Source organism: Pseudonocardia tropica, from assembly GCF_040105315.1.
GTDB lineage: Bacteria > Actinomycetota > Actinomycetes > Mycobacteriales > Pseudonocardiaceae > Pseudonocardia > Pseudonocardia alni.
On sequence record NZ_JBEDNP010000025.1, the window covers coordinates 1 to 24,448 of the forward strand.

Annotated in this window: 32 protein-coding genes and 3 pseudogenes; 16 read left to right on the plus strand and 19 right to left on the minus strand. The window is 71.2% G+C overall.

What is annotated here, in order from left to right; all coding sequences use genetic code 11:
- A pseudogene (locus tag WHI96_RS25290) lies at nucleotides 1-102 on the plus strand (IS5/IS1182 family transposase); the annotation flags it as partial.
- Between the two features lie 157 nt (nucleotides 103-259).
- Here WHI96_RS25290 and WHI96_RS27970 read toward each other — a convergent pair.
- Nucleotides 260-556, minus strand: a complete 297-nt coding sequence (locus WHI96_RS27970; RefSeq protein ID WP_425571749.1) for an FDXHR family putative zinc-binding protein — start codon at nucleotides 554-556, stop codon at nucleotides 260-262.
- A gap of 70 nt (nucleotides 557-626) precedes the next feature.
- Here WHI96_RS27970 and WHI96_RS25295 point away from each other — a divergent pair, with 70 nt between their 5' ends.
- Nucleotides 627-818, plus strand: a complete 192-nt coding sequence (locus WHI96_RS25295) for a hypothetical protein (protein ID WP_345655142.1) — start codon at nucleotides 627-629, stop codon at nucleotides 816-818.
- A 105-nt stretch (nucleotides 819-923) separates the two neighbouring features.
- Nucleotides 924-1,178 (plus strand): hypothetical protein, encoded by a 255-nt coding sequence (locus WHI96_RS25300; protein ID WP_345655145.1) that lies wholly within the window; start codon nucleotides 924-926, stop codon nucleotides 1,176-1,178.
- 30 nt (nucleotides 1,179-1,208) lie between these two features.
- On the opposite strand, the gene WHI96_RS25305 is transcribed toward WHI96_RS25300, so the two are convergent.
- The gene (locus tag WHI96_RS25305; RefSeq protein WP_345655148.1) at nucleotides 1,209-1,415 is read right to left on the minus strand and encodes a hypothetical protein; all 207 of its coding nucleotides are present in this window, start codon (nucleotides 1,413-1,415) and stop codon (nucleotides 1,209-1,211) included.
- A 539-nt stretch (nucleotides 1,416-1,954) separates the two neighbouring features.
- Between WHI96_RS25305 and WHI96_RS25310 the strand changes: the two genes are divergently transcribed.
- Complete coding sequence (locus WHI96_RS25310; protein WP_345655150.1) at nucleotides 1,955-3,043, plus strand: tyrosine-type recombinase/integrase; 1,089 nt, start codon at nucleotides 1,955-1,957, stop codon at nucleotides 3,041-3,043.
- 115 nt (nucleotides 3,044-3,158) lie between these two features.
- Here WHI96_RS25310 and WHI96_RS25315 read toward each other — a convergent pair whose 3' ends face one another.
- Both WHI96_RS25315 and WHI96_RS25320 read right to left on the minus strand, forming a co-directional pair.
- Complete coding sequence (locus WHI96_RS25315) at nucleotides 3,159-3,551, minus strand: hypothetical protein (protein WP_345655153.1); 393 nt, start codon at nucleotides 3,549-3,551, stop codon at nucleotides 3,159-3,161.
- 6 nt (nucleotides 3,552-3,557) lie between these two features.
- On the minus strand, nucleotides 3,558-3,761 hold the full coding sequence (locus WHI96_RS25320; RefSeq protein WP_349302456.1) for a hypothetical protein: 204 nt from the start codon (nucleotides 3,759-3,761) through the stop codon (nucleotides 3,558-3,560).
- Nucleotides 3,762-4,330: 569 nt separating this feature from the next.
- On the opposite strand from WHI96_RS25320, the gene WHI96_RS25325 reads away from it, so the two are divergent.
- Both WHI96_RS25325 and WHI96_RS25330 read left to right on the plus strand, forming a co-directional pair.
- A complete protein-coding gene (locus WHI96_RS25325; protein WP_345655158.1) occupies nucleotides 4,331-5,458 on the plus strand; it encodes a DICT sensory domain-containing protein in 1,128 nt (375 codons plus the stop codon).
- Between the two features lie 95 nt (nucleotides 5,459-5,553).
- Nucleotides 5,554-6,159: a hypothetical protein gene (locus WHI96_RS25330; RefSeq protein ID WP_345655161.1), complete on the plus strand. Its 606-nt coding sequence runs from the start codon at nucleotides 5,554-5,556 to the stop codon at nucleotides 6,157-6,159.
- Between the two features lie 273 nt (nucleotides 6,160-6,432).
- On the opposite strand, the gene WHI96_RS25335 is transcribed toward WHI96_RS25330, so the two are convergent.
- Nucleotides 6,433-6,651, minus strand: a complete 219-nt coding sequence (locus WHI96_RS25335) for a hypothetical protein (RefSeq protein WP_349302457.1) — start codon at nucleotides 6,649-6,651, stop codon at nucleotides 6,433-6,435.
- Nucleotides 6,652-6,975: 324 nt separating this feature from the next.
- Here WHI96_RS25335 and WHI96_RS25340 point away from each other — a divergent pair, with 324 nt between their 5' ends.
- From WHI96_RS25340 to WHI96_RS25355, 4 genes are all read left to right on the plus strand, one after another.
- Nucleotides 6,976-7,611 (plus strand): LysE family translocator, encoded by a 636-nt coding sequence (locus WHI96_RS25340; protein WP_345647617.1) that lies wholly within the window; start codon nucleotides 6,976-6,978, stop codon nucleotides 7,609-7,611.
- Nucleotides 7,608-8,156, plus strand: a complete 549-nt coding sequence (locus WHI96_RS25345) for a GNAT family N-acetyltransferase (RefSeq protein ID WP_345647619.1) — start codon at nucleotides 7,608-7,610, stop codon at nucleotides 8,154-8,156. The genes WHI96_RS25340 and WHI96_RS25345 overlap by 4 nt, the downstream gene beginning before the upstream one ends.
- A gap of 140 nt (nucleotides 8,157-8,296) precedes the next feature.
- A complete protein-coding gene (locus WHI96_RS25350; protein ID WP_345647621.1) occupies nucleotides 8,297-8,656 on the plus strand; it encodes a cupin domain-containing protein in 360 nt (119 codons plus the stop codon).
- A gap of 78 nt (nucleotides 8,657-8,734) precedes the next feature.
- Nucleotides 8,735-9,244 (plus strand): DUF3291 domain-containing protein, encoded by a 510-nt coding sequence (locus tag WHI96_RS25355; protein ID WP_345647624.1) that lies wholly within the window; start codon nucleotides 8,735-8,737, stop codon nucleotides 9,242-9,244.
- 47 nt (nucleotides 9,245-9,291) lie between these two features.
- Here the strand turns inward: WHI96_RS25355 and WHI96_RS25360 are convergent, their stop codons facing one another.
- The 3 genes from WHI96_RS25360 to WHI96_RS25370 form a co-directional block, all read right to left on the minus strand.
- On the minus strand, nucleotides 9,292-9,657 hold the full coding sequence (locus tag WHI96_RS25360) for a nuclear transport factor 2 family protein (protein ID WP_345647626.1): 366 nt from the start codon (nucleotides 9,655-9,657) through the stop codon (nucleotides 9,292-9,294).
- 97 nt (nucleotides 9,658-9,754) lie between these two features.
- Nucleotides 9,755-10,237: a DUF899 family protein gene (locus WHI96_RS25365; protein ID WP_345647659.1), complete on the minus strand. Its 483-nt coding sequence runs from the start codon at nucleotides 10,235-10,237 to the stop codon at nucleotides 9,755-9,757.
- Nucleotides 10,237-10,494, minus strand: a complete 258-nt coding sequence (locus tag WHI96_RS25370) for a DUF899 family protein (RefSeq protein ID WP_345647629.1) — start codon at nucleotides 10,492-10,494, stop codon at nucleotides 10,237-10,239. The genes WHI96_RS25365 and WHI96_RS25370 overlap by 1 nt, the downstream gene beginning before the upstream one ends.
- A 339-nt stretch (nucleotides 10,495-10,833) precedes the next feature.
- Between WHI96_RS25370 and WHI96_RS25375 the strand changes: the two genes are divergently transcribed.
- On the plus strand, nucleotides 10,834-11,886 hold the full coding sequence (locus WHI96_RS25375; protein WP_345647661.1) for an IS110 family RNA-guided transposase: 1,053 nt from the start codon (nucleotides 10,834-10,836) through the stop codon (nucleotides 11,884-11,886).
- A 343-nt stretch (nucleotides 11,887-12,229) separates the two neighbouring features.
- Here WHI96_RS25375 and WHI96_RS25380 read toward each other — a convergent pair whose 3' ends face one another.
- A complete protein-coding gene (locus WHI96_RS25380) occupies nucleotides 12,230-12,682 on the minus strand; it encodes a GNAT family N-acetyltransferase (protein WP_345647632.1) in 453 nt (150 codons plus the stop codon).
- Between the two features lie 20 nt (nucleotides 12,683-12,702).
- Nucleotides 12,703-13,605: a DMT family transporter gene (locus WHI96_RS25385; protein WP_345647634.1), complete on the minus strand. Its 903-nt coding sequence runs from the start codon at nucleotides 13,603-13,605 to the stop codon at nucleotides 12,703-12,705.
- Nucleotides 13,606-13,735: 130 nt separating this feature from the next.
- Between WHI96_RS25385 and WHI96_RS25390 the strand changes: the two genes are divergently transcribed.
- The 3 genes from WHI96_RS25390 to WHI96_RS25400 all read left to right on the plus strand — a co-directional run bounded on the left by WHI96_RS25390 (nucleotide 13,736) and on the right by WHI96_RS25400 (nucleotide 14,930).
- Nucleotides 13,736-14,185, plus strand: a complete 450-nt coding sequence (locus tag WHI96_RS25390; protein WP_345647636.1) for an Lrp/AsnC family transcriptional regulator — start codon at nucleotides 13,736-13,738, stop codon at nucleotides 14,183-14,185.
- 183 nt (nucleotides 14,186-14,368) lie between these two features.
- Nucleotides 14,369-14,650, plus strand: a complete 282-nt coding sequence (locus tag WHI96_RS25395; protein ID WP_345647639.1) for a hypothetical protein — start codon at nucleotides 14,369-14,371, stop codon at nucleotides 14,648-14,650.
- A 97-nt stretch (nucleotides 14,651-14,747) separates the two neighbouring features.
- Complete coding sequence (locus tag WHI96_RS25400; RefSeq protein ID WP_345647642.1) at nucleotides 14,748-14,930, plus strand: terminase gpP N-terminus-related DNA-binding protein; 183 nt, start codon at nucleotides 14,748-14,750, stop codon at nucleotides 14,928-14,930.
- A 73-nt stretch (nucleotides 14,931-15,003) separates the two neighbouring features.
- Here WHI96_RS25400 and WHI96_RS25405 read toward each other — a convergent pair whose 3' ends face one another.
- From WHI96_RS25405 to WHI96_RS25415, 3 genes and pseudogenes are all read right to left on the minus strand, one after another.
- Nucleotides 15,004-15,942: a recombinase family protein gene (locus tag WHI96_RS25405; protein ID WP_094928610.1), complete on the minus strand. Its 939-nt coding sequence runs from the start codon at nucleotides 15,940-15,942 to the stop codon at nucleotides 15,004-15,006.
- A gap of 198 nt (nucleotides 15,943-16,140) precedes the next feature.
- Complete coding sequence (locus WHI96_RS25410; RefSeq protein ID WP_337826901.1) at nucleotides 16,141-16,902, minus strand: biotin/lipoyl-containing protein; 762 nt, start codon at nucleotides 16,900-16,902, stop codon at nucleotides 16,141-16,143.
- A pseudogene (locus WHI96_RS25415) lies at nucleotides 16,899-17,231 on the minus strand (transketolase C-terminal domain-containing protein); the annotation flags it as partial. The gene WHI96_RS25410 and the pseudogene WHI96_RS25415, both read right to left, overlap by 4 nt.
- A 3-nt stretch (nucleotides 17,232-17,234) precedes the next feature.
- Here WHI96_RS25415 and fdxA point away from each other — a divergent pair.
- Nucleotides 17,235-17,548, plus strand: a pseudogene (fdxA, locus tag WHI96_RS25420) (ferredoxin).
- A gap of 113 nt (nucleotides 17,549-17,661) precedes the next feature.
- Nucleotides 17,662-18,480 (plus strand): MBL fold metallo-hydrolase, encoded by an 819-nt coding sequence (locus WHI96_RS25425; RefSeq protein ID WP_253066997.1) that lies wholly within the window; start codon nucleotides 17,662-17,664, stop codon nucleotides 18,478-18,480.
- A 59-nt stretch (nucleotides 18,481-18,539) separates the two neighbouring features.
- Here WHI96_RS25425 and WHI96_RS25430 read toward each other — a convergent pair whose 3' ends face one another.
- The 6 genes from WHI96_RS25430 to WHI96_RS25455 form a co-directional block, all read right to left on the minus strand.
- The gene (locus tag WHI96_RS25430; RefSeq protein WP_253066996.1) at nucleotides 18,540-19,628 is read right to left on the minus strand and encodes an ABC transporter ATP-binding protein; all 1,089 of its coding nucleotides are present in this window, start codon (nucleotides 19,626-19,628) and stop codon (nucleotides 18,540-18,542) included.
- A gap of 1 nt (nucleotide 19,629) precedes the next feature.
- Entirely contained in the window at nucleotides 19,630-20,427 is a 798-nt protein-coding gene (locus WHI96_RS25435; protein WP_253066995.1) for a carbohydrate ABC transporter permease, read from the minus strand.
- Complete coding sequence (locus tag WHI96_RS25440) at nucleotides 20,420-21,337, minus strand: carbohydrate ABC transporter permease (RefSeq protein WP_337826899.1); 918 nt, start codon at nucleotides 21,335-21,337, stop codon at nucleotides 20,420-20,422. The genes WHI96_RS25435 and WHI96_RS25440 overlap by 8 nt, the downstream gene beginning before the upstream one ends.
- Entirely contained in the window at nucleotides 21,334-22,653 is a 1,320-nt protein-coding gene (locus WHI96_RS25445) for an ABC transporter substrate-binding protein (protein WP_337826898.1), read from the minus strand. Before WHI96_RS25445 ends, WHI96_RS25440 begins: the two co-directional genes overlap by 4 nt.
- Nucleotides 22,654-22,790: 137 nt before the next feature.
- Nucleotides 22,791-23,303 carry a thioesterase II family protein gene (locus WHI96_RS25450; protein WP_349302458.1) on the minus strand — a complete coding sequence of 171 codons (513 nt, stop codon included), beginning with the start codon at nucleotides 23,301-23,303 and terminating at the stop codon, nucleotides 22,791-22,793.
- Between the two features lie 145 nt (nucleotides 23,304-23,448).
- Entirely contained in the window at nucleotides 23,449-24,396 is a 948-nt protein-coding gene (locus WHI96_RS25455; RefSeq protein WP_253066974.1) for a LysR family transcriptional regulator, read from the minus strand.
- Nucleotides 24,397-24,448: the final 52 nt, after the last annotated feature.

Genomic DNA, 24,448 nt, shown 5'->3' on the forward strand with positions numbered 1-24,448 from the left:
TTCAAAGCGCTGCGCCGGGTCAGCCTCTGCCCCTGGCGCATCGGCGCCATCACCGCCGCCGCGCTCGTGCTGCTCCACATCGAACACGGCCACACCACATGATCAAATCCCTACTGGGAAAGGTTCAGTGACCTCAGCTCAGGCTCGCCACGTGCCATTCCGTCAGGAGATAACTGTAAGCCATTTGCTGTGCCACGAATAGCCCTGTTCGGTGTCGGCGGCGGGGTCGGCGCCTGGCGCATTCGTCGCGTACTCGGCTCTACTGCCGGATCCAGATTCCGTTTTTCGTCCGGGCCAGTCCGAGTTCGGCCAGTTCTTTCGGGTTCCGACACGCGCCACGACTCCGGTGGGCATCCCACAATGCGGCGTCGTCGAAGACCTGCCCGCACCCGCCGTGGCGCCCGCAGCAGTGCGCCCGGTCCGGGCCGACCCACGACCGACCGCAACACGAGAGTGCGACGAGGCCAGTCATCACCCCCACCGTGCCATATCCGGCGGAGGCGGCCCCGGCGCGACGCGACGAGGCCGCCGACGGCATCGAGCGGGCGTGTCCCATCGCGACGCCGACGCGATCCTGCGCCGGGCGTTTGCGCGAGACCGGGATTCCGCCGGTCCGGCGCTGGCTGATGCGGAGCGGCGTCCGCTACGGCGCGCTGTGGGCCGGGCGCCGTGACGGTGGGTGGCGCGACACGTCCCTCGTCGCCGCGCTCGCCGCGCCCGTCGTCCTGCCGCCGACCCTCCTCGCCGCCGCCGCGTGGCTGGTCTACGCCGTCGTCGAGGCGCTGGCCGGGCTCGCCGGGAAGGGAGTGAACCCGTGAACTCGATGCTGCTGACCGTCCTCCTCATCCTGCTGATCCTCGCCGTGATCATCGCGCTCGCCCGCCGCTTGTAGCGCCGGACGGGCGGCGGGCGATGCAGGAGATATGCCGTTCCGCCTCTCGATTCCGCTGCCCGGCCCGGTCTCCTGGGTCCCGCGCCGCAAGCGCCGGGCCCCGATCCTCACCCCCGAGCAGCGCGAGACGATCATGCGTCGGGCCGGCTCCGCGGCCGGCGCCATCGACCGTCGCAACGAGGCGGGGTGGGAGCGGCACCGGGAGCGGCAGGCGGAGCTGGCCGAGATCCGGACGTTGCCGCCGGTCGCCCGGTTCAAGGCCGCGATGCGGTTCCCGCTGCGGTAGGTCGGCCAGGCCGGGTCGGGGCCGCCCCGGCTACGCGGGCGGGATGAGCATCCCGGCGACCCAGCCGAAGGCCAGCAGCAGCGCCAGCGCGAGGAACAGCAGCGTCCGGACGCGCCGGTACGCCTCCCCGTCGCCGCCGTGCACGACCGACCCGAGCCGGGTCGGCGGGACCGGGGGACCTGAGTAGCCGGGCTGGGCCCGGCCATTCGAGTTGTCGTCGCTCGGCTGTACAGTCATCAGCGAGTACCGCCCTTCATCCGATTCCGAGATTGCACCTGGGATTCGAGACGGAGATGGCAGCTCACACACGGGCGGCACCCGGCCAGGTGCCGCCCGCTGCCATTTCCAGACTCATGAGTGAATGTAGTGGCGGGCCCCGACGATGCGATCGGCCCCCGTCGTGCCGGGGGCCCGTCCCCCGCGGCACGAGGCGGCACGAGGCGGGCACTGACGGCCTCAGCGGGACAGTCGGGAACTCGCGGGAACCGATGGGGCCCCACGGCGCGCACCACGGGACCCGCTGTGACGTTGCTCACATGTCCGGGAACTCGTCGCCCGAGACGCGCCGAGTCTCGATCCGCGGCAGTTGCAAGGAGCGACACGCCGAATGTGGCGTAGCCGACATCCGTCGTTCCACCGCGTAACTGACGGGCTCTCGCCAACATGAGTTGGCATAACCGTAAATATGCCAACCTCGACCCGAGGCCGTTCGCCCGGATGATCCGGGTCGGCGTGTCGGCCGGGGCGCCGGTGGCCGACGGTGCTGGGATACCCCGATGACCCGAGCCGGCGGCGCCGAGATCGCCTGGCGACCGGGCGACGACGAGCCGGCGGCCGTGGCGGCATGGCACCCGCCGCGCCGGGAGACCATCGCCGGGGCCTGGCTGCTCTCGGTCCGCTCGCCGCGCACCCGCGCGGCCTACCGGGTCGATCTGCGGCAGTACTTCTCCTGGGCCGACCGGTTCGGCATCGACGCATTGGCCCCGGCCCGGTTCCACGCCGACGGCTACCGCGAATGGCTCGCCCACACCGCGGCCACCCCGCGCGGGACCCGCTACGCCGAGGCCACCGTGGCCCGCAAGCTCACCGCCGTCAGCTCGTTTCTGCGCTACGCGAGCACCCACTTCGCCCGCGACGTCGCGGCCAACCCGTTCACCCACGTCGCCCGCCCGGAACTCGACGACGACTCGACCACCGTCGGCCTGAGTCTCGACGAGGCCGGCGAGCTGCTCACGGCCGCGACCCGCATGGGCCCGCGCGAGCGCGCGCTGATCGAGGTGTTCCTCGGCACCGCCCTGCGGGTCTCCGAGCTCGCCGGCGCCGCAGTGACCGACCTGGGCGCAGAGCGCGGCACCACCACCCTGCGGGTACGGCTCAAACGCGGCCGGATCAAGCGCATCGCCCTGCCCGACGAGGCCGCCGCCGCGCTGGCCGATTACCTCGGTGACCGCCGGGCCGGGCCGCTGTTCCAGTACCGGGCCGCCTGGCCCACCCGCCAGGTACTGGCCCACGCCCTCGACCGGATCGCCCGCACCGCCGGGCTGGGCGCCAAGGGCATCAGCCCGCACAGCCTGCGCCACACCGCCGCGACGATCGCCCTCGACGAAGGCCGCGACCTGCGCGACGTGCAAGACATGCTCGGCCACAAGGACCCCCGCACCTCGCGCCGCTACGACCGCGCCCGCGACCGGCTCGACCGCGCCGCCGGCCGCACCGTCTCGGCCGCACTGCACCGCCCCCGGCCCGAGCCGGACACCGCCACCGGCGCCGCAGTACCCCTCCACCCAGCGGCAACTCAGGAGGCCCCCCGGCCGGAGGCTTACGGTCCCAACGGCCGTGGTCCCAGCATCGGGCCACAGGGCTAGTTCAGGTCGTGGCCGACCCGCAGGACCACGATCGGGAAGAGGATCACCGCGGGCCCGGGCGGACCGGGCGTGCGGTGGCTGAGCGCGTCTGGGTTCGCGCGCCGGGCGCGGCGCGTCAGCGCAGCTCACCGTGGTAGATGCAGCGGTCGTTGGTGGTTAGCCAGTCCAGCACGTCGGTGTAGCCGTCCCACGCAGCACGCAGCGCCTCCACCGTGGTGAGCCCGCTGCCGGCCCCATCACCGCCGGCTCGGTCGTCGGCGGCTCGGTCGTCGGCGGCCTGAGCGTCGAGTTGTGCACGAACTCCGGCCGCGAGCACGGTGATTTCGGCGATGCCGAACCCGTTCAGGCTGTCCCGCGTGCGCGAGCGCATCGCCGCGGCGGCCTGATCGCGGCCGTGCTTCCCCGCGCGTACCAGCCGGATCTGCTGCGCATCCGGGGTCTCCGCCCGCGGCGGCGTCGGGAACCCGGCGCCGACCAGGCGCAGATGCCGCCGATCACGGGTGGGCATCGGGGACTACCTCGATTCGAGCCGCCACTCGTCCCGGACGCCGCCCAGGCCGGAGCCGTCCCGACCGGCCGGTGCGCCGCCGCTGTTGTCATCGGTGGTCTTGTCCACGGTGTTCTTGTCAGTGAGCGTCAGTCCGATCGTCTCGGCGTCGGACCACCACTCATACAACCACGACGACCGCACCCGGAGCTGGTCGGCCCACAGGAACACCGACTCACCGACCAGGCCGAGCCGCACCCACCGCGGCCGCTGCGGGGACAGGTCGGGGCCCCAGCGCCGGATGGCAGCTCACCGGCCCGATCTGCCCGGGTTGCGTCCACGAACTCCGCCGCCGATGACCTGCTCGGCAGCTCGGTCGCGTGCAAGGATGCGGATGGACAGCGCCACTCGCCAGCCACAGTCGATCGCCATCGATGGCATCCCGGCGCCCGGGTCCGCAGCCGGGGCGGGGTGCAGAGCGGGCCGTCTGTAACCCGGCCTTGCGGTTGGGTCGGCGCCGGCTTGGCCGAGGGGCCTGTCTGGGCCCAGCCGGCTCGGCAGAGTCGACCACCTCACCCCTACGCAGCATCGAGATTACGCGCCGTAGACACCCGAGTCCGTCTACCGCTGATATAGGCCCATTCGTCGGTAACCGCCTGGGCTGACTGCGTCACTGTCACTGCGCAGCGTCACCCTATGACGGCCCGACCAGTTGTGGGCAACAGAGCGCCGGGCCGCCGCGCGGACGGGCAGCGACGCGAGGAGAGGCGGGTGGGGGTATGCGCCTGGAGGCGACTCGCGTGTGGACCAAGCCGATCCTGGTGGCGATGTCGCATGCGATCGAGCGCTTCGCCCTGGCGGTCGAGCCCGAGGACCCCCTTGTCGTGGTGGCGTTGTTTCAGCGGCTGTCGTATTTCGAGCGCGAGGTCGAGGTGTACAGGCGGATCGCCGCCCGCGCCGCGCTGACCGTCGTCGGGGTCACCGAGGACTTCCCACCCGGCTTGGCGCCAGGGGTCAGCCACGTACGACTCGACCCCGACGAGTCGCTGGCCGGGGAATGGAGCGTGACCGCACTGGGGCCGCGTACCGGCGCCACACTGGTCGCCCGCGACCTCGAAACCGTGACCCCCGCCGCGGCCACCCTCGAGAGCGGACGCCAGTTCAGCGGCGGATGGTCGTTTCGCCGAGAGCTGGCCTACACCGAGCTGCTGCGCCTACGCGACCAGCTCGGCGACCGGCTGGACCCCGCACAGTTGGGCGTGCTCGACCAGGTACTGACCCGGGTGCTGGCCACCCCCGGGGTGGCCGCCGAGGCCCAGCTCGCCGACGCGCTCGGATTCACCGCCGACCTCGTCGAGGCCGGAGAACAGCGCGGTGATCACTACCTGCGCGAGCTCGACCGGATCCAGGGCCGAGGCCGGGACCCGCAGACCGGGCTACGCACCCCCGGGTTCCTGGCCCACTACAGCACCGGGTCCGGACCCGGCACGCTCCCGGTCGGGATGCTGCTGATCCGCCTGCACGCGCTGGCCGGGCTGCGCCCCGCCCACGGCGCGCGCGCCGAACTCGCCGTGCTGCAGAGCCTGGCCCGGACCCTGGCCGCGCCGCTGGCCGCCTGCGACATGGTGGTCCGCACCCGCCCCGACGAGTTCCTGATCCTCCTGCCCGGCCACCGCGGCGACACGGTCATCCGCATCCACCGCCAACTCACCGCCGCCATCGCCGCCCTGGGCCGCAGCTACCCGTTCGTGCCGCTGCCGGCCCTGTTCGCCGCCACCGTCACCCGCACCCGGCCCCTCCCCGTGAACGAGCTGGCGGCCGCGCTCGACGAGACCACCGACCCCGACCCCGACACCGGCGCCGCGACGGCGGGTGAGGCCGATGGCGTGCCGCACAGCGGTTCGCTGGTCTTCCTCGCCGGGCCGTGACACCGGCCGCCGCCCAAGAGCCCTCGATGAACCCCCCAGACCACCAACCCGATCCCGCCGAGGGCCCTGCCCCGCCCATCCCTCGAGGCGCTTCTATGGGCGCGGGATCGGCCGGCGACGAGACGACCACCGACATGCTGCGCACCGCCACGGCCCGGCTGCTCGAACTCGCCTCACCCCACGGCGCCGACCCCACGGTCCTGGCCCGCCGAGCAGCCGACCGCGCCCGCGCCCGCGGCCCGTACCACCACGACACACTGTCCGCGGCCAACGAGCTCGCCCTGTCCAGACTGGCCAGCGGACACCTACGCCACGCCCTCGCCGACCTGCACGGCCTAGCCCACACCTGCGCCCACACCCTCGGCGCCGAACACCCGGACACCCTGGTCGTGCGGGGAAACCTGGCCCTGGCCCAGCTGGCCGCCGGCGAGCTCGACACCGCAGAAGCCGCCCTCGCCCAGCTCCACCACGACCGCCGCCGGCTCCTTGGCGCCGAGCACCCCAGCACCCATAACGCCGCCCTGGCCCTCGCGCTGGCCCACCACACCCAGCACCGGCCCGACGATGCCCGCGCGCTCGCCTCCCCGATCCACGAGCACCTCCACCACCTCCACGGGCCCGACCACCCGCTGACCCAATTCAGCACCTCCCTGCTGAATTGGGACCTCGTCGAACCCACTGACACCGCCGAGATCGGGTAGCAGTGGACGGGTGTCCAGTGGAGCCCCAGGCGAGCGAGTTCCCGGCGTCGACGTCGACGGTGATCGAACCGATCAGCCTCAATGTTCTCGCCGCGGGCCGGGAAGTGTGGGCCAGCAGCGCGGCGTCGACGTGGCGGCCCTGCTCACGGACGTGGTCGACGCCGGCGGCGGCGTCGCGCCACACCAGGTAGACACCACTAGCACTGCTAGCTGTCATCGGCCGCCTCGGGCCAGCCCCCGCACGAGCGGAACCGACGCGGACGGGCGAGCAGCTCAGCCGCAGTCGCGGCCGTCATCGGCCGCGCGCAGCCGCTCGAGGTAGGCGGGGTCGGCGTCGTTGTCGCCCTGATACACCCCGGTGTGCGGGGCGCCGATGACACTGATGCCGTAGTCGGCGCCGGAGGGCAGCCGTACGTAGCGTAGCTGGCGACCGTAGGGGTCGGTGTCGACCTCGGGCTCGGCGACCAGCGTGACGGTCTGGCCGGCCAGCAACCGGCGCGCGTCGGCGGTCGCCGCCGGGCCCTGCGGCGTATCGGATTCACACGAGTCTTCTTCTCAGGGTTGCAGCGTGTCTCACCGACCTCCCTGTCTCCGGCCGCCGCGGCGGGCAGGTGTTGCAGTTGAGGATCCCTCGGCGGGACACGCGATCGCCTGTCCTTCCTCGGGCGGCGACGGTCCCGGCGCCCCGCGTTGGCGTCGGGGATACGAACCCGGCCCGACCGTCCCGTTAGCCGTCTGCCGGGGTCGACAGGGGGAGGTGCTCGTGTTGATGTGGCAGTCGTTGGCGTTCTTTCGGCGAAGGCGACGGAGGCTCCGGTGTCCGCGACGGCCCTGGCGACCTGGACGGTGGTCGCGCTCCTTGGCGTCATGACGCCCGGCATCGACACCGTGCTCGTCCTGCGGCACACGATCGTCGGTGGCGGGCGCAGCGGGCTAGCGGCCGTCGGCGGGATCGCGGCCGGTTGTCTGGTCTGGGCCGTCGCCAGTCTGGCCGGGCTGGCGGCGCTGCTGGCCGCGTCCACGCTCGCCTACGACATCGTCCGGATCGCAGGAGCGGTCTACCTGGTTTGGCTGGGGTTGTCGGCCATCTGGAAGACCCTGCCCCGGCACAGGACCGAGGGCGGCGGCGTCGATGCCCTCGACGCGCCGGGCGTGTCGGCCCGTGTCGCACTGCGGGCGGGGTTCTTCACGAACCTGCTCAACCCCAAGGTCGGGGTCTTCTACATCAGCCTGCTGCCGCAGTTCCTCCCGGTCGGCCCGGCCGCGACAGCGTGGGGCATCGTGCTCGTCGCGATCCACCTGGGCGTCACGTTCCTCTGGTATCCGGCCCTCATCGCGCTCGCGGCCCGAGCCCGGGGCGTCCTGCTCCGCGGCCGGGTGCGGGCGTGGATGGAGCGCGTCACCGCCGTCGTTCTGATCGGTGTCGGGGTGCGGCTGGCGACGACACCGTGACCGGCGGTCAGGATGGCCGTCATGGAGGATCAGGCAGAACCTCGGGAGCGTCCGGTGTCGGCCTGCGGCCCGCTTCCCCGCAGGACGTCGAGACGCTGCACCGCTTCGTCGTCGAGCTGGCCGAGGCGGAGTCCTTCCCCGGCGAGGTCGAGGCCAAGCCCGTCGACCTCGCCGACGCCCTGTTCGGAGCCCGACCGATCGCTGAAGCCGTGGTCGCGACCATCGGGGGGCGACCCGTCGGGTTCGCGCTCTTCTACCCGACCTACAGCACGATCCTCGGCCGCGGGAGCATCCACCTCGAAGATCTCTACGTCGAACGCGAGCACCGCGGGCTGGGGATCGGAGAGGCTCTGCTCGGCTACCTCGCACGGCTGGCCGCCGACCGTGGCTGCGCCCGGCTGGAATGGTGGGTTCTGCGCACCAACATCAACGCGATCCGATTCTACGAACGACTGCAAGCACGCGGACTCGACGAGATCGAGGTCATGCGCCTGGATGGAGATGCGCTCGACTGGTTCGGGCGGGATCTCACCGACGGCGTGTAGGTGCTCAGCCCGGAAGAAGCTCACCTCGCCGCCCCGCTCTCGGTCGGGTCTATGAACCGCCATCCATGTCGTGACGGGAGGATCGCCCAACGAAGAGACCAGCTCTGGCGGACGGGAACCGGGTGCGCGAGCCTTGAGGGATGGAGCACGCGGTAGACCTCAGAACCGAGCTGGCCGCCCTCGAGCAGCCGTGGTCGCCGCGAACAGTCGCGGTACTCAACGACTACGACGTCCGGGTCGTCAAGACCCAGGGCCAGTTCACCCGCCACAGCCACCCCGACACCGACGAGGTGTTCCTCGTCGTGAGCGGGCAGCTCACCATCTGCATGGACGACGGCGATGTTGAACTCGGCCCCGGACAGCTCTACGTGGTCCCTCGCGGGGTGCCCCATCAGCCAGTCTCGGTGGGCGGTGCCGAGGTCGTCCTCGTTGAGCCCAGCTCGACGGTCAACACCGGCGATACGCCCGGCGAGTTCACCGCCGAGCGGCGCCTCGCGTAGCCAGTCCCGTACAGGATCGGTCTGCGGCGCACCTCGGCACTCGCTACGGAGGCAACATCTCGGCTACGGTGCGGCGCTGTGAGCTTCGAGTTGGCGCAGGTGAACGTCTCCCGGCTGCTGGCCCCGCTGGACTCCCCGCAGCTCGCGGAGTTCGTGGCCGCGCTCGACGAGGTCAACGCCTCCGGCGACGCGGCGCCGGGGTTCCGGTGGCGGTTGCAGACCGAGGACGGCAACGCCACCGCGGTGCAAGCCTTCGGCTGGGACGTAGCCGACAGCTACGGCGTGATCGTGAACCTGACGGTCTGGTCGTCGGTCGAGGCCCTGGCGGACTGGGTGTTCTCCGGCCCGCACCTGGCGATCATGCGTCGCAGGCGCGAGTGGTTCCAGAAGGCAGCGGAAGCGACCACTGCCCTGTGGTGGGTGCCGGCCGGGCACCGCCCGAGCACCGAGGAGGCCGAGTACCGGGTGCGGCATCTGCGCAACGACGGCCCGACCCCGACCGCGTTCACCTTCCGCCGCCCGTTCCCGTCACCCGCCGAGTCGAGTGCGGCTATAGAAGCGAGCGATCACTGGCTCTGCCCGGCCTGACGGCGCTGGTCACCGCGTCTCACTGATCGATCCGTCAGCGGACAGATTCAGCCTGTTGGGAGGAGAAGCGGAACGACGTAGGACTCGACGCGTGAGATGAGGTCCTCGCCGGTGAAGGTGAGGATGTCGCAGGCCGCGAACCGGAACAGCGCCCCGTCAGCCTGACGGACCTCGCCGACGTGCGGAACGACGACCGTCTCACCAGCTTCGATGAGGCGGTCCACGTCGAGCTGCGGAGCACCCTGAAAGGCGTCGTTCTCGATCTCGGAGTCGAAGGCTTCCTTCCCCTGGAGGTCACGGTGGCCGTGGATGGTCCAGACCACGTCGTCGGTGAGCAGGGACAGGATCTTCGCGTGGTCATTGGCGGCGAAGGCGTCGAAGTAGGCAGCGGCGGCATCCGTGCGCGAGGACATAGCACTCCGTGCAGGTTGGTCGTCTCGGTCGGACGAGCTCAGGTTGAGCCGGTGACCGCCGGCCCATCCGGGCGCTTGAGCGGGCCAACCACCCGAGTCAGGAGAAATCCGGCACCGCGGGATGCTTGGAGCGGCCCTTCGGCTCCTCCCATTCCTCCTGGCGACCCAGCGCTGTGAGGTCCAGATAGTAGTAGGAGCCGCCGGTGGACTCCAAGCCGCGCGCGTACTGCGAGTACGTATGGAACACGCGTTCGCCGACGCGCAAAAAGCAGCTCAGGCCCGGGCCCTCGAAGCTTCCACCGTCGGGCATGTCCTGGAGGCGGTAGTTGTAGAACGGCGGCGTGACCGACGGGTCGACCGTGACGCCGAAGTCGTAGTTAAACCGGCTGCCGTGTGAGGAGATCCACGGGAACGTCCATCCCCTGGCGGCCTGCTCGGACCGGATTTTCTCGATCGGCGCGCGGGAGACGTGCACCAGCTCGGTGTCCCGGGCGTGCAGATGATCGTAGAGGCCCGGCGAGAGCTCCTCGATCCCGGCGGTGCAGCTCGAGCACACACGGTCCCACTCCGGGTCGAACATCACGTGCGCCACGAGCAGCTGGCGGTACGGCCCAACAGCTCCCGCAGCGACGCCGGGCCGTCCGGCCCGGTCAGCGTGTAGGCCCCGGTGATCTCGACCATCGGCAGCCGGCGACGTTCGGCGCTGAGCGCGTCCCGGGCGCGAGTCATCTGCTTCTCCCGCTCCAGCAGCGACACCCGGGCCGCCTCCCACTCCTCGCGGGAGACGATCTGCGGCAGGTTCGGGTCTACAGCGGTGGTGGAGTCGGTCGTCGTCATCGCAGTACTCCTCGGGTCGATCGTGTCGTCTTCCGGGGCCGACCGTCCGGGCACCGCGAACTCATCTGTGAGTGTCGTATCGGTGCTCCTGGGAGGAGGACCACCAGGATCGGTGCCGGTGACCCAGCGTGACTCCGAACTCATCTGGCCGCTTCGGTGTGCCTTCGTGCCGACGTGTCCGCTGTGGTTGCCGGCACCGGCCTGGCCCACCAGGTTGGCCTGATCAGAAGCCTGTCCGCCCTGCGGCGTGACCCGTCACAGATGTGCCACTCGGTGACTCCACCCAGGCCGGTGCCGACCCGTGACCCGCTCCCTGCAGGAAGGACCGAGCCGGTGCCCATGCTGGCAGAAATGGTCGACGCCGTCGTCGGTGTCGACACCCACCGCGACACCCACGAGGTGGAGATCGCCCTCCCGACCGGGACCCCGGTCGCCACCTGCCAGATCAGCAACGACAGCACCGGCTACGCCGAGCTGCTCGCCTGGATCGTCGACCACTCGCCCGGCCCACGACTGGCCGTGTCGATCGAAGGAACCCGCAGCTACGGACTCGGACTGGCCCGCGCTGTGGCCGCAGCCGGACTGACAGTCATCGAGTGCGAACAGCCCAACCGCAAAGCCCGCCGGGGCAAAGGCAAATCCGACCCGATCGACGCGCACCTGGCGGTGCTGACCGCGCTACAGCTCAACGCCGACCAGCTCCCGACCCCGCGCGCCGACGGCGATCGCGAGGCGCTGCGGATCCTGCTCGGCGCCCGCCACGACCTCACCAGCAGCCACACCGCGCAGACCAACCGGCTCCGCGCGCTGCTGCTCGGCGGTGACGACACCGACCGACGCGCCGCCCGCGCCAGGCTCACCGACACCGTTCTGGCCGGGCTGGCCAGGCGCAGGAGCCCCCGAGATGCCGACCGGGCCCAGGCCGTGCGCCACGGTGAGCTGCGCCGTCTCGCGGTCGCGGTCCGCGAGGGCGCCCGCGCGCTCAACGCCAACCGCGCCCAGCTCCACGCCATCGTCGATGACCTCGTCCCCGGGCTGACCGAGCGCCGCGGTGTCGGCCCGGTCAGCGCCGCCCAGGCGATCGTGTCCTTCTCCCACCCCGGCCGGTGCCGCAACGACGCCGCGTTCGCCGCGCTCGCCGGCACCAGCCCACTCGAGGCAAGCAGCGGACGCACCAAGCGACACCGGCTCAACCGCGGCGGTGACCGGGCGCTCAACCGCGCCGTCCACACCATCGCCCTCACCAGGATGCGCTGCTGCGAGCGCACCCGCGCCTACGTCGAGCGGCGCACCGCCGAAGGCAAGTCCCCCCGCGAGATCCGCCGCTGCCTCAAGCGCTACATCACCCGTGAGCTCTACAGAACCCTCGCCGCAACCATGATCCCTACCTGAGGTCTTGACAGACATAGAAGCGTCGGTCGCCACTCCGGTCCAGCAACGGGCCGCACGGTCGGCGCCCCGGAGATCGAGATAGCTACCGGCGCGTAGGCCACCGCCGTCGGGACGCTGGTCCCGCAGAGGGAACGCCGAACGGCAGTAGGAGCACGCCCGCCGACGTCCCTGATCAGCCGCTTGCCGGTAGCGGATCTGCTGCTGGGACGGGGTCCTGCGACAATCGGCCCGTCCCGTGGAGCGACCGTCGCGGCGGCCGCTGTCAGGTCGAGACAACAGAACTCCCGCCCGTCGCGTGATGTGCCGAGCTCACGGCACCGCAGTCCGACGAGTCTTGTCGATCTCACGACTCGTTCGCGCCGGGCTGGCCCGCGGGCTTCGCTCCGGGCCGTTCCATCACCATCGGGTCCGGGCTCTGGAATCCGAAGTGCCGGTAGAGATCGTGGGCGTCGGCGGTGTGCAGCATCCAGCGGAACTCCCGCCCGGGTCCCTCGTCGATCATGACGCGAATCAGTGCGCGGCCCAGGCCACGGCCGCGGTGGGCGGGGTCAACGTAGACATCGGCGAGGTAGGCGAACGCGACCCCGTCGGAGACCGCGCGGGCGAACCCGATCATCTCCCTCGAATCCGGTTCGTAGATCCCGACGACGCGCCACGCGGTGGCGAGCTGGGCCGCGACGTCGTCACGGGAGCGCCAACGGCCCCAGTAGGCGTGCTCGGACAGAAACGCCCACAGCCGGTCGAGGTCGACGCGCCCGGGATCGGTGTCGAATTCGACCCCGGTCCTGCCCGGCACGGCTTCACGGTTCTGGCAGGTCATAGCCCTGGCTCCGGTGCAGGCTCCGATGCGCGATGCCCAGGTGTTGGGTCGGGTCGGTGGGTGGCCAGCACCGCGCCGGCCAGGACAAGAGCGATGGCCGCGAGGGTGGCGAGGGTGACGGTCTCGTCGAGCACGACCGCACCGGCGATGGTGGCCACGACCGGGGCGGCGTAGGTGATCAGCGCAGCCCGGGCGGCGCCGGCGCTGGCGATCAGGGCGAAGAACGACGCGAACCCGACCGCGGTGCACGCCGCACCCAGCACGACCACCGCGGTGATCGCGGTCACCGAGGCCGACGGCGCGGGGTCGAGCAGCATCGCCAGCACGGTGCACGGAACCGCTGCGATCAGCAACATCACCGCGGCCACGACCAGCCCGGGCAGGTCGGCGAACCAGCGCCCGACCAACACCGCCCCCAGCGCGTAGGACGCGGCCGCACCCACGATCAGCGGGACACCGGCCCCGGCGCCGCTGAACCCCACCAGCGCCACCACGCCGGTGAAGCCGACCGCGAGGCCCCACCACGCCCGCGTCGGCACGCGGTCGCGGTCGCGGTCGCGGAGAGCCCAGGCGATGAGCAGGACGAACAACGGCTCGGTCGCGATGATCACCCCGGTCGGGCCGGAGGCCACGGTCAGCTCGCCGAGCGCGATCAGCGTGAACGGGACCGCCACCTCCACCACCGCGACCACGACCAGCCGACCCCATCGACCGCGCAGCGATGGCCACGGACGACACCACCACGCGACCACCGGAACCAGCACCATCGCCCCGATCACGACCCGGCCCGCGACCACCGTCATCGCCCCGAGGTCGCGCAGCGCGAGCCCGATGAACAGATAGGGCACGCCCCACAACACCGCGACCGCGGCGAACAGGCCCCACGCCCGCGCCGTCACGACCGGCAGACCACATCGATCACCATGGACGAGCACAGTAGGCAGGTCAACGCCGCAGCGGCATAGCCGACGAAGGGTAAACGACGGATGCAACTTGTCAATCGACACGTCCCGGGCTGAGATCATCGACATGACGACTCAACTCGACGAGGTGGACTGGCAGCTACTCTCCGAGCTGCAACACGACGCCCGGCACGGCTTCCGCGAGCTCGGCCGCCGCGTGTCGCTCAGCGCCCCCGCGGTCGCCGCCCGGATCCGCCGCCTGGAACGCCTCGGCGTCATCACCGGCTACCACGCCCACGTCGACCCCGAGCGCGCCGGCTACGCCGCCCAGGCCTTCATCGTGATCACCACCCCCGGCCGACGAGCCTCGGTCACCGTCGCCGGACTCGCCGCCGACAACCCGCGCATCCTCGAAGACCACCGCATCACCGGCACCGACGACCACCTCCTACGCGTCGTCTCCCCCAGCCTCAGCGAGCTCGAACCCGTCATCGACACCCTCAACGAACACGGCAAACCCGCTACCTCGGTCGTGCTCTCCACCCCGAAGCCATGGGCACCGCTGCCACCGCCCTGACCACAGCGACCCTGGCCGAACCGGCTCGGATAGTGCGATCAACGTGCCCGCCGGCCGAGGTCGATCAGGGCTCCGGGCGGCCGATCGCCCCGGGCGCTTCGCCCGTATCGCAACCGGATCGCTCACGGGCACCCGATGGTCAAGATGGCAGTCATGGAGTCAGGAACCGCGGGAGCGTCCGGCGTGGCCCTCCGGGCCGCTACCCCGCTGGACGTCGAGACACTTCACCGCTTCATCGTCGAGCTGGCCGAAGCGGAGTCCTTCCCCGACGAGGTCGAGGCCAAGCCCGTCGACCTGTCCGACGCCCTGTTGGGACCCGACCGATCGCCGGGCAATCCTCCGTCACCTCTCGCCGCGCCCACCCACACGCCGTCGGCGACCATGACGGATGCGGGTGACCGGGGCGGTTCAGCACGTACCGACACTGACGGCGCTCAGGTGAATCTCCCCAGAGCTGCTCACTGAAATTCCCCACCCGCGTGGCTCCGCCGAGACGGTGGAGGTCCCCTCGAAGCTGCTGGTCTCTCACCACCGGCGCCGCTCGAAGGGACCTCCACCTCTCATGCTCACACGGGAGGACGATGTGGACGCGCACGCGCTCCACCGCCGGGGTTGGACGATCTCCGCGATCGCCCGACACCTCGGCCATGACCGCAAGACCATCCGTGCCTACCTCAACGGCGAACGCGTTGCCGGACAACGCAAACGCGCCGTTCCGGACTGGTTCGACCCGTTCGCCGTCTAGGGGTGCCGTTAAGGAACGTGTCACCAGGGGCGAAGTAGGTCGCGACCTCGGCTCGTCGCCTTGGGCTGATGGGCTACAGCGTCAGGTACTCGCGGATCTTGCCGCGCTGGTGCGGGCGCGGGTCGCCGAGGGCGATGCCCAGGGTGGGTAGCTGCCTGGCGATCTGTAGGTCGGTCAGGGGCGGGCCGACCGGGACATCGGCGTAGCCACGGTCGTCGTCGCTCCACGCGGAGGGCTCGCCGGTGACGGCGCGGACGCGGGCCACGACGCCGTCGACGACGTAGACCATCGCGCGGAGCCGGGTCCGGCGGGCCGGGGCGATGGGGAACCACTTGCGGTCGGCCTCGAGCTGGAACTTCTCGCCGGCGCCGGTCTCGCCGTAGCGCCGCTGTGTGTGGTCGACTTTCGGGCGGCTATTGCGGTAGATGATCAGGGCGCAGTCGCGGCCGTCGCCGTGGGCGTGCAGCGCCCGGTAGAGGGTGCTGCGCCCGACCCGGAAGGTGTCGGCGATCTGGTCGACGGTGTGCTGGCCGGTGTCATACATCTGCTGGGCGGTGTCGAGCTGACGTGCCGAGAGCGCCGCGGGCCGTCCGCCGACCCGGCCGCGGGCCCGCGCGGCGGCGAGGCCGTCGAGGGTGCCGTCGACGATCATCTCGCGGTCGTACTCGGCCAGGGCGGCCAGGAAGTGGAACACCAGCCGCCCCCCGGGGGTGGAGGTGTCGATGCCCTGTTCGAGCACCACGAAGTCGACCTGTCCGTCGCCGAAGCGGCGCACGAGGTCGAGCAGGTGCTGCTGGGAGCGCCCGATGCGCTTGAGCCGGGTGACCACCACCTCGTCGCCGGGGACCAGGAGGCCGAGCAGGGTGTCGAGTTTCGGTCGGGAGGCGAGCTTGCCGGAGACCTTTTCGACGAACAGGTTCTCGGGCGGGACGCCGGCGGCGACCAGGGCGTCGGTCTGGTGGTCGGTGTTCTGCTCGCGGGTGGAGACCCGCGCGTACCCGTAGCGCGTCACGACACGAGTCCCCTTAACCCTGATCGGGCCAGTTCCGAGATGTTGATTTCGGTACCGAGTTGCAGGCTGGATCTTAGCTGGGTGTCCGGTCGGGCGCTGAATGAGTCTCGGTAACGATCGTTTACTGGATCCATCGAACCGTCTTCGCTTGCCGCTCGAAGCGGTCCGCGAGTTGAGCTTTGGCCGGTCGGCCGCGTCCTACTGCCCGACGGTCTTCTCGACTCGCCGGAGTCGGAGCGCCACTGCGAGGGTCGCATGCAGCTGAGCTCGGGCAAGGTGCGCTGTGACGTCGCTCTGGTGGCTGGGACTGCCCGAGCCGAGCCGGACTGCCTGGGCTTCGTGCCAGGCTGGGTCGGACCAGTTGTCCGTCGGGTCGGTTCCGGTAAGGCGTCCCGCCGGCAGCTGTGCTGCCTGCTCTACGTCCTGTCGGGTGATCAGCCCGTCCGGGCCGGTACCAGGGACGGTGGTGAGGTCAAGTCCCGAGCTGTGGGCCAGGTTCCGCACGGCGGGAGACTGCACTGCCGGCCGGGCAGACGGAGGCGCAAGCTCGTCCTCCGGCGGCGATATCGCGGAGCCTGGCAGGCTTTCGGAACCGGCGGCCGGTCGACGGCGGCGTCGCGAGGGCGCCGTTCCCTGGACGCCATAGCCGATCAAAACGGGACCTGAGTGCCCGGATGCCTGAGAGCCTGGGGTGTCCGTCTCGGTTCCCGGCAGGTCGGCGTCGTCGGTGAAGGAGACCATCGGCGCGCCGACTGCGATCGTGTCGCCCTCGCGGCTGTGTAGCTCGCTGACGACGCCGCCGTATGGCGAGGGCACCTCGACGGTCGCCTTCGCTGTCTCGACCTCAGCCAGCGGCGTGTCGACGGCGACGTTGTCGCCTGCGCTGACCAGCCATCGGACCAGCTCCGCTTCGGTGAGCCCCTCACCCAGATCGGGCAGGGCGAAGACATTGGTGCTCATGCCGCGGTCGATCCCTCGGGGCGGTTCCACTGCAAGGAGTCCACGGCGTCCAGGATCCGGTCGGGATCGGGCTGGAAACGCTGCTCCAGCTTCGGCGGCGGGTAGGGGATGTCGAATCCGGTGACCCGTCGGATCGGAGCCTCGAGCTGGTGGAAGCAACGCTCGGTGACCCGGGCGACGATCTCCGAGGCGACTGAGGCGAATCCCGGTGCCTCGGCGACGACGACCGCGCGCCCAGTCTGACGCACCTCGGCGCAGACGGTCTGGTCGTCGAACGGCACGATCGATCGCAGGTCCACGACACCGACGTCACGGCCCTCGGTGGCAGCTATGTGATCGCCGAGCCCTGCATCGACGTCACCGACAAGTCCTGCATCGAGGAGTGCCCGGTCGACTGCATCTACGAAGGGGCCGGATGCGCTACATCCATCCCGACGAGTGCGTGGACTGCGGCGCCTGCGAGCCCGTCTGTCCGGTCGAGGCGATCTACTACGAGGAGGACCTCCCGCACTCGTTCGCGGCCTACGGCACCGCGAACGCCGAGTTCTTCGCCGGGGTCGGCTCGCCCGGTGGCGCGGCGAAGACCGGCCCGATCGACCGAGACGCGCCGCTCGTCCGCGGGCTGCCCGGTCGCTCCACCGACTGACGCCTACCACACCGAGTACCCGCTGACGGCTCGGCGATTGCTCGACGTGATCGCGACCATTGGATCGGGAAAGTCCGCATGACATCGCGGTGTCGCCAGGGAGGATTCCACCCGTGAACGTGACTGTGCTCGGATGCCGGGCGGCCATGCCCGCCGACGGGCAGGCCAGCTCGGCCTACCTCGTCTCGACCGACTCGACCCAGATCCTGCTCGACTGCGGGCCGGGTGCGGTGACCGCGCTCACCGCGTCGACCACGCCCGCCGCGCTTGACGGGATCGTGATCAGCCATCTGCACACCGACCACTGCTACGACGTGCTCCCGCTCGGCAAGGCGGTGCTGATGACGCGGCACCTCGATGCCGAGTCGTTTCCGACCCTGCCCGTGACCAGCACGCCGCCCGACCGACCCATTCCGCTCTACGTGCCCGTCGGTGGTCGGGAGGCGCTCGGCAGGCTCGCCGGCGTCTTCCCGATCCCCACCCGGCCTGAGCTCGACCTGGCGTTCCACGGCGCGCTGGAGATCCGGGAGTACGAACCGGGCGACGACCTCGTGATCGGCGACTGCCGGGTGCAGCTGCGTCCCTTGCAGCACACCATGTCCAACTGCGGGATGCGCGTGACCGGCCCCGACGGCTCGAGCATGGTCTACAGCGGGGACACCTGCGACGTGGAGCGGCTCACCGAGCTCGCCCGCGGGACCGACCTGCTGCTCTGCGAGTCGACCCTGGAGCTGCCGGATGACGTCTCCGACGGTCACATGAGTGCCACCCGCGCGGGTCGGGTCGCTAGGGACGCAGGCGTGGGGGAGCTCGTCCTCACGCACTTCGTCACCGCGGACCCCGACTGGCTCAAGGCCCGCGGCGCCGAGGCGTCCGAGTCCTTCACCGGGCCGGTGCACCTGGCGGCTCCGGGGCGTGTGTTCCCGGTCTGACCGGCAGTACCGACCGAACGGGGGACGGTGGGGTCTCGGGCCACCACCGTCCCCCGTCCTCATGCGTCGAGGCGGACACCCGTGTCGGGGTCGAACCGGTGCAGGTCCCCGGCCTGCACGAGGACGTGCACGTGGTCGCCCACCGCGCGCGGCGTGGCGATGGGCTCGGTGAACGACCACCGGCCGTTGCGTGCTCCGCGGCAGTGGACGAGGCGCTCGTGCCCGGCGAACTCGACGATGTCGACGGTCCCGTCCAGGACTAGACCCCCGGTCGACGTCCCCGAGCCGCCGCTGTGGACCACGCCGTCCGCCGGACGCCATCCCCACCGCGTCCCCTCGTGCTCGAGCACGTTCATCGCCGGACTACCGACGAAGGTCGCGACGAACTCGTCGGCCGGGCGGCGGTAGACCTCGTCGGGGGCGGCGGCCTGCACGACCCTCCCGCCTCGCATGACGATCAGGTGCGTGGCGATCGAGAGCGCCTCGGACTGGTCGTGGGTGACCATCACGACGGTCGCGCCGAGCTCGCGGTGCAGTCGGGCGAGCTCCGCGCGCGCCTGGGCACGGAGCTGGGCGTCCAGGCTGGAGAGCGGTTCGTCGAGCAGCAGGACCCGGCGCCTGCGCACGATCGCCCTGGCCAGCGCGACCCGCTGGCGTTGCCCACCGGACAGCTGGGCGGGCTTGCGGCCGAGGAACTCCGACAGGCCGAGCTGCCCGGCGACGTCGCCGACCCGGCGGTCGATCTCGGCCCGGCCGGGTCCCGCGCCGCGCGAGTGCCGCGCCTCCAGCCGCATGCCGAACCCGATGTTCGCCGCGACCGTCAGGTGGGGGTAGAGCGCGTAGTCCTGAAAGACCATTGACAGCCCGCGGGCCCCCGGAGCGGCGTCGGTGACGTCGACGCCGCCGACGTGCACGCGCCCCTCGGTGGGGGCCAGCAGCCCGGCGACGATCGAGAGCATCGTCGACTTCCCACAGCCGGACGGTCCGACGATCACCGACAGCGAGCCGTCGGGGACGGCCAGGTGCTCGACGTCGAGGGCGAGCGCGCCGGTCGAGGGGATCGTCCCGTAGCGGTGCCGGATCCCCCGCAGCTCGATGCCCGCGGCCCCCGCCGTGGGCAGGTCCGTCAGCTCCTTCTCCAGGGTCACGTCAACGCCTTCCGGCTTGGAGGAACGCAGCGGTGATCCGCCGCGAGAAGATCGCGTACACCGCCAGCACGGGGGCACACGCCAGGACGGAGGCGGCCAGCAGCGGGCCGGGGTTGCCGCCTTCCTGGTTGTTGAACAGCGCGAGCCCCTGCTGGATCGTCGTGTTCGTGGGGCTGGGGGCGATCAGCGCGGGCCAGAGGTACTCGTTCCAGGTCGTGACGAACACGAGGATGCCGACGGCACCGAGGCCGGGGCGGAGCTGGGGGAGCACGAGGTGCCAGAGCGTCTCGGCGGGCCGCGCGCCGTCGATCGCCGCGGCTCCGAGCAGGTTCTTCGGGATCGACCGGGTGTGCTCCCACATGAGGAGCACCGCCAGCCCGCACGAGGCAAGCTGGGGCACGATCAGCCCGACGTAGGAATCGCGCCACCCCAGACCCGTCGCGATCAGGAACTGGGGGATGACCATGGCCTGCAGGGGCACCACCAGCGAGACGGTGACCGCGCCCAGCACCCAGCGCAGGCTGCGAGCGCCCAGGCTGAGCATGGCGTAGGCGGCGAGCACCGCGACCAGCAGCTGCAACGCGGTCACACCCAGGGCCGTCACGAACGAGTTGAGCAGCAGCCGCCCGATCGGGAAGAGGGTCACCGCGTCGACGTAGTTCGCCACCGACACCGGGGACGGCCCGATCTCGAAGATCGCGTTCTGCGGCCGGAACGAGGTCAGCAGGGCCCAGACCAGCGGGAAGGACACGGCCAGCCCGGTGACGAGCAATGTGGTGTGCCAACGCAGCTCACGCACGGGAGCGCCTCCGGTTCCACAGGGCCGCGGCGCCGAAGAGCAGGGCCAGGGCGAGCGTGATCGCGACCGCGAGGGCGGACGCGGACCCGGCGTCGAAGAAGTCGAAGCCCTCGGTGTAGAGCCGGTAGTAGATGTTGTCGGTGGCGCCGTCGGGGCCGCCGCGGGTGAGCGCCGCGACGTTGGTGAAGACCCACTGACCGGCCACGATCACACAGAGCGCGGACAGCAGCGCTATCGTGCGCAGCAGCTGGGGGAGCACGATGAACCGCGTGGTCTCCCACTCGGTGGCACCGTCGATGCGGGCGGCGTCGATGGCCCGGCGGTCGACCCCCGCGAGCGCGGCCGAGAACAGCAGCATGTTCAGCGCCACGATCTTGCCCGCCGTGACCAGCACGATCACCGGCAGTGCGGTGCGCGGGTCGCCGAGCCAGTTCGGCGCGGGCAGGCCGACACCGCTCAGCACCGTGTTGACCAGGCCCTGCTGGGGGCTGAGCAGGAACTGCCACGAGATCGCCGTGGCGACCGGGGCCAGCACCACCGGGGAGAACAGCAGCGCCCGGTAGCCGTCGGCGGCCCGGCCGGGCCTGCGCCACAGCAGGATCGCCAGCGTCATCGGGATCACCGTGGCGAACGGCAGCATCCCCAGCACGTAGTACCCGGTGCGGACCAGCGCGTTCGTCGTCTCCGGCCTGCCGAACACCGCGACGAAGTTGTCGACGCCGACGAACTCGGGGTTCGGCGAGATCAGGTTCCAGTCGAGGAGGGACAGCACGCCCGTCCAGAGCAGCGGGCCGTAGACCCACACCCCGAGCGCCAGGACGAGCGGGACCAGATAGAGCCACGGGCGGCCCCGCGGGCCGGGTTGCGCTGCCCGGGCCCGCGGGGCCGCCCTGTCGAGGGTGGACGTCACCGCGTCGACAGGGAGCGGATCTTGTCGGCCGCCGCCTTCAGCGTGGTGGTGGGGTCGGCGCCGCGGAGCACGATCGGCTCCACCGCCTCGTCCTGCAGGACGACGACGGCGCGGTTGGCCTGGCCACCGGGGAAGACCTGGTAGGGCGCGACGGTGTCGAGCTGGGACAGGGCGGGGAGCAGCCGCGGGTTCTGCGCGAAGTAGTCCTTCAGGTAGGCGGGGTCGTTCGCCAGCGCCGGACGCAGCGGCAGGTAGCCGATCTTCTTGGCGTAAGTGGTGTAGGCATGGGGGGTCGTCATGAACTTCACGAACTTCCAGGCCGCCTGCTGCCGGGCCTTGTCGTCGCCCAGCACGGCGAGACCGGCGCCGGAGTACGTGGGCTTGGCGGTCTTGCCGTCGATCGTCGGGAACGCGGCGGTGCGCAGCTCGAACTTGCCGGTGGAGGCCTTCTCGAATGAGGCCAGCGCGCCGGTGCTGGCCAGCAGCATGCCGAGCCGTCCGGAGCCGAACAGCGTGATGGCGTCGGCGGTGGAGATGGCGGGCTGGGCCCCCGACGTCGTAAGGGCCTGGACCTGGGTCAGCGCGTTCACGGCCTCGGGCCCGTCGACGGTCACCTGGCCGTCCGGGCTCACCAGGGAGCCGCCTGCGGTGTTGATCAGCGACTGGGTCAGGTAGTCGGACTTGCCGACGTCCGCCGCCGCGATGTAGGTGCCCGCGGCACCGCTGCGCGCGATGGCCTGGGCCGCGGCGCCGATCTCAGCCATCGAGGTGGGCGGGGTGTCCGGGTTCAGGCCCGCGGCGCGGAACAGGTCCGCGTTGTAGTAGAGGGTGGGGACGGACATGGTGAACGGCATGGCCTTGACCACGCCCTCGTTCGCCACGGCCTCGAGAAGGTTCGGCGCGATCGGGGTGGGGCCGCCGACGTGGTCGGCCCACTCCGCGCCCGCGAGCTCCTGCACCGGAGCGATCGGCAGGTCGGCGTAGGCCTCGGCCATCTTGCTCCAGCCGATCTGCGCGACGTCCGGCGGGCTGCCCGCCGCGGTGTCCGCCTTGAGCTTGGTGAGGACGTCCGCGACCGCCACCGGCTGCGTCTTCACGGTGATGCCGGGGTTCTGGGCCTGGAACTCGTCGATCAGCGCCTGCATGGCCTGCCCGCCGAGGTCGGGGGTGCCGACGCTGTAGCCCAGGAACGTCAGCTCCACCGGCGTGGTGGGCGAGGCCGTGCCTGCGTCGGTGGAACTGCCACCGCAGGCGGCGACGGTCGCCAGCCCGAGTGCGGCGAGGAGCGCTCCGGCACTCCGTGCGATCCGGTTCATGGTCCATCCTCTGTTCGGGGAGGCGGGAGTCCGCCCGGCGTCATCCTTCGATCACCGGGCACCGGTGACCAGGAACGACGAGCCTCTTCCGATCGGCCCATCGACATCGCCACTCATGCCGCCACCCATGCCGCCGCTCACGCGGCCGCGAGCTCCGCGGCGACGGCGGCGCCGAGCGCGCCGACCTGCCCGGCGAGGTAGAAGTGCCCGCCCGGATAGGTCGTCAGGGTGAACCGGCCGTCCGTCTGTGCCCGCCAGGCCCGTGCCTCGTCGACCCGGACCTTGGGGTCACGGTCCCCGACGTGCACGTGCAGCGGGATGGTCAGCGGCGGCTCACCGCCCGACCAGCGGTAGGACTCCGCGGCGCGGTAGTCGGCGCGCAGGGCGGGCAGCACCATCCGGCGGATCTCGGCGGACTCGAGCAACGCCCGGTCGGTCCCGCCCAGCTCGGCGATCTCGGCGAGGAGGGCGTCGTCCCCACGCAGGTGCACGCGGTCGGTCCGCATGCACGACGGCGCGGTGCGACCGCTGACGAACAGCGCTGTCGGAGCCCGCCCCTCGCGGCGGAGCCGGTGGGTGACCTCGAAGGCCACCGAGGCGCCCATGCTGTGGCCGAACAGCGCGAAAGGCCGATCGGCGACCCCGAGCACGGCCTCGAGCGCGGCGTCGGCGAGCGCGTCTCCGGGGCGGAAGTGTGGTGCGATCGCCAGTGATCGTCACCCACCCCGTTCGGGCCGACGGCGCGCCAGAGCCATGGGCTCTCGGCCGATAGTTTCGACAGTGGAATCGGTGAGCTCAGGCTCCGACAGCGCGTACGGCGGCGGCGGGCCTGCGCCCCGGCTGGCCGAACGGAGCGCTCGCCTTCAGGCAGCGGACGAACTCCTCGACCAGCGGGTTGTCCACGTCGTACCGCCACACGGCGTACAGCTCAAGCGCCGGTACCGGATCGACGAGCGCCACGGTGACGGGCCGGATGCCGACGGCCGAGGCGCAGACGGCCGCCGCCCGGGACGCAGAGCAGAACCCGACCACGTTCCGCATCGACACCACGATCGACGTCGCGACCGGGTCCTCGACCTGGTCGACGACGTCGAGCGTGAAGCCCGCGGCGCCGGCGGTGTGGGTGATCAGGTCGTACATCGCGGGGCTGCGTTCGCGGCGGAAGAGCAGACACTGTTGGCCCTGCAGCTCGGCGAAGCTCACCTGGCCGAGCGACGCCCACGGGTGGCGGTCACCGACGAGGGCGACCAGCGGGGTGCGCAGCAGGCGCTGGTGTCCCCAGTCCCCGTCGGGCGGGGGTCCGTACACCATCGCGACGTCGATGTCCCCCGCCTGCAGGGCGCGCAGCTGAGGCCCGGTCCACATCTCCCGGGGGGCCACCACCACATCCGGCAGCTCGCTACGCAACCGGGCGAGCACGCGTGGCAGGACACCTTGCGCCGCAGGGAGATTGCATCCGACTCGCACCGTGCCCGCGCGGCCCTCCGCCGCATGGCGGGTGGTCTCCTTGGCCCGGTCCACTCGGCTGAGCACGGCCTGGGCCTCGACCACGAAGGCTTCGCCCGCGGGAGTCAGGTGCACCTCGTGCGACGATCGGGCGACGAGCTGGGTGCCGAGGCTCTGTTCGAGCCTCTGAATCTGCTGACTCAGTGACGGTTGGGCCATGTGCAGACGTTGGGCGGCACGGCCGAAATGAAGCTCCTCGGCCAATGTGAGGAAGGAGTGCAAATGTCGCAGTTCCATGGAAGGGGTCTCCTCGCCTAGAGGATCCGACCGTAAGCGAGGAGGTGCAACG

Excerpts from the sequence above, each read along its gene's own strand:
- WHI96_RS25390 (WP_345647636.1), top strand. The coding sequence starts at position 13,736 with ATGACGACTCAACTCGACGAGGTGGACTGGCAGCTACTCTCCGAGCTG.
- WHI96_RS25400 (WP_345647642.1), top strand. The coding sequence starts at position 14,748 with ATGCTCACACGGGAGGACGATGTGGACGCGCACGCGCTCCACCGCCGG.
- WHI96_RS25375 (WP_345647661.1), top strand. The coding sequence starts at position 10,834 with ATGCTGGCAGAAATGGTCGACGCCGTCGTCGGTGTCGACACCCACCGC.
- WHI96_RS25295 (WP_345655142.1), top strand. The coding sequence starts at position 627 with ATGCGGAGCGGCGTCCGCTACGGCGCGCTGTGGGCCGGGCGCCGTGAC.
- WHI96_RS25300 (WP_345655145.1), top strand. The coding sequence starts at position 924 with ATGCCGTTCCGCCTCTCGATTCCGCTGCCCGGCCCGGTCTCCTGGGTC.
- WHI96_RS25410 (WP_337826901.1), bottom strand. The coding sequence starts at position 16,902 with ATGAGCACCAATGTCTTCGCCCTGCCCGATCTGGGTGAGGGGCTCACC.
- WHI96_RS25305 (WP_345655148.1), bottom strand. The coding sequence starts at position 1,415 with ATGACTGTACAGCCGAGCGACGACAACTCGAATGGCCGGGCCCAGCCC.
- WHI96_RS25370 (WP_345647629.1), bottom strand. The coding sequence starts at position 10,494 with ATGACGACGACCGACTCCACCACCGCTGTAGACCCGAACCTGCCGCAG.
- WHI96_RS27970 (WP_425571749.1), bottom strand. The coding sequence starts at position 556 with ATGGGACACGCCCGCTCGATGCCGTCGGCGGCCTCGTCGCGTCGCGCC.
- WHI96_RS25445 (WP_337826898.1), bottom strand. The coding sequence starts at position 22,653 with ATGAACCGGATCGCACGGAGTGCCGGAGCGCTCCTCGCCGCACTCGGG.
- WHI96_RS25310 (WP_345655150.1), top strand. The coding sequence starts at position 1,955 with ATGACCCGAGCCGGCGGCGCCGAGATCGCCTGGCGACCGGGCGACGAC.
- WHI96_RS25455 (WP_253066974.1), bottom strand. The coding sequence starts at position 24,396 with ATGGAACTGCGACATTTGCACTCCTTCCTCACATTGGCCGAGGAGCTT.
- WHI96_RS25350 (WP_345647621.1), top strand. The coding sequence starts at position 8,297 with ATGGAGCACGCGGTAGACCTCAGAACCGAGCTGGCCGCCCTCGAGCAG.
- WHI96_RS25315 (WP_345655153.1), bottom strand. The coding sequence starts at position 3,551 with ATGCCCACCCGTGATCGGCGGCATCTGCGCCTGGTCGGCGCCGGGTTC.
- WHI96_RS25330 (WP_345655161.1), top strand. The coding sequence starts at position 5,554 with ATGGGCGCGGGATCGGCCGGCGACGAGACGACCACCGACATGCTGCGC.
- WHI96_RS25360 (WP_345647626.1), bottom strand. The coding sequence starts at position 9,657 with ATGTCCTCGCGCACGGATGCCGCCGCTGCCTACTTCGACGCCTTCGCC.
- WHI96_RS25365 (WP_345647659.1), bottom strand. The coding sequence starts at position 10,237 with ATGTTCGACCCGGAGTGGGACCGTGTGTGCTCGAGCTGCACCGCCGGG.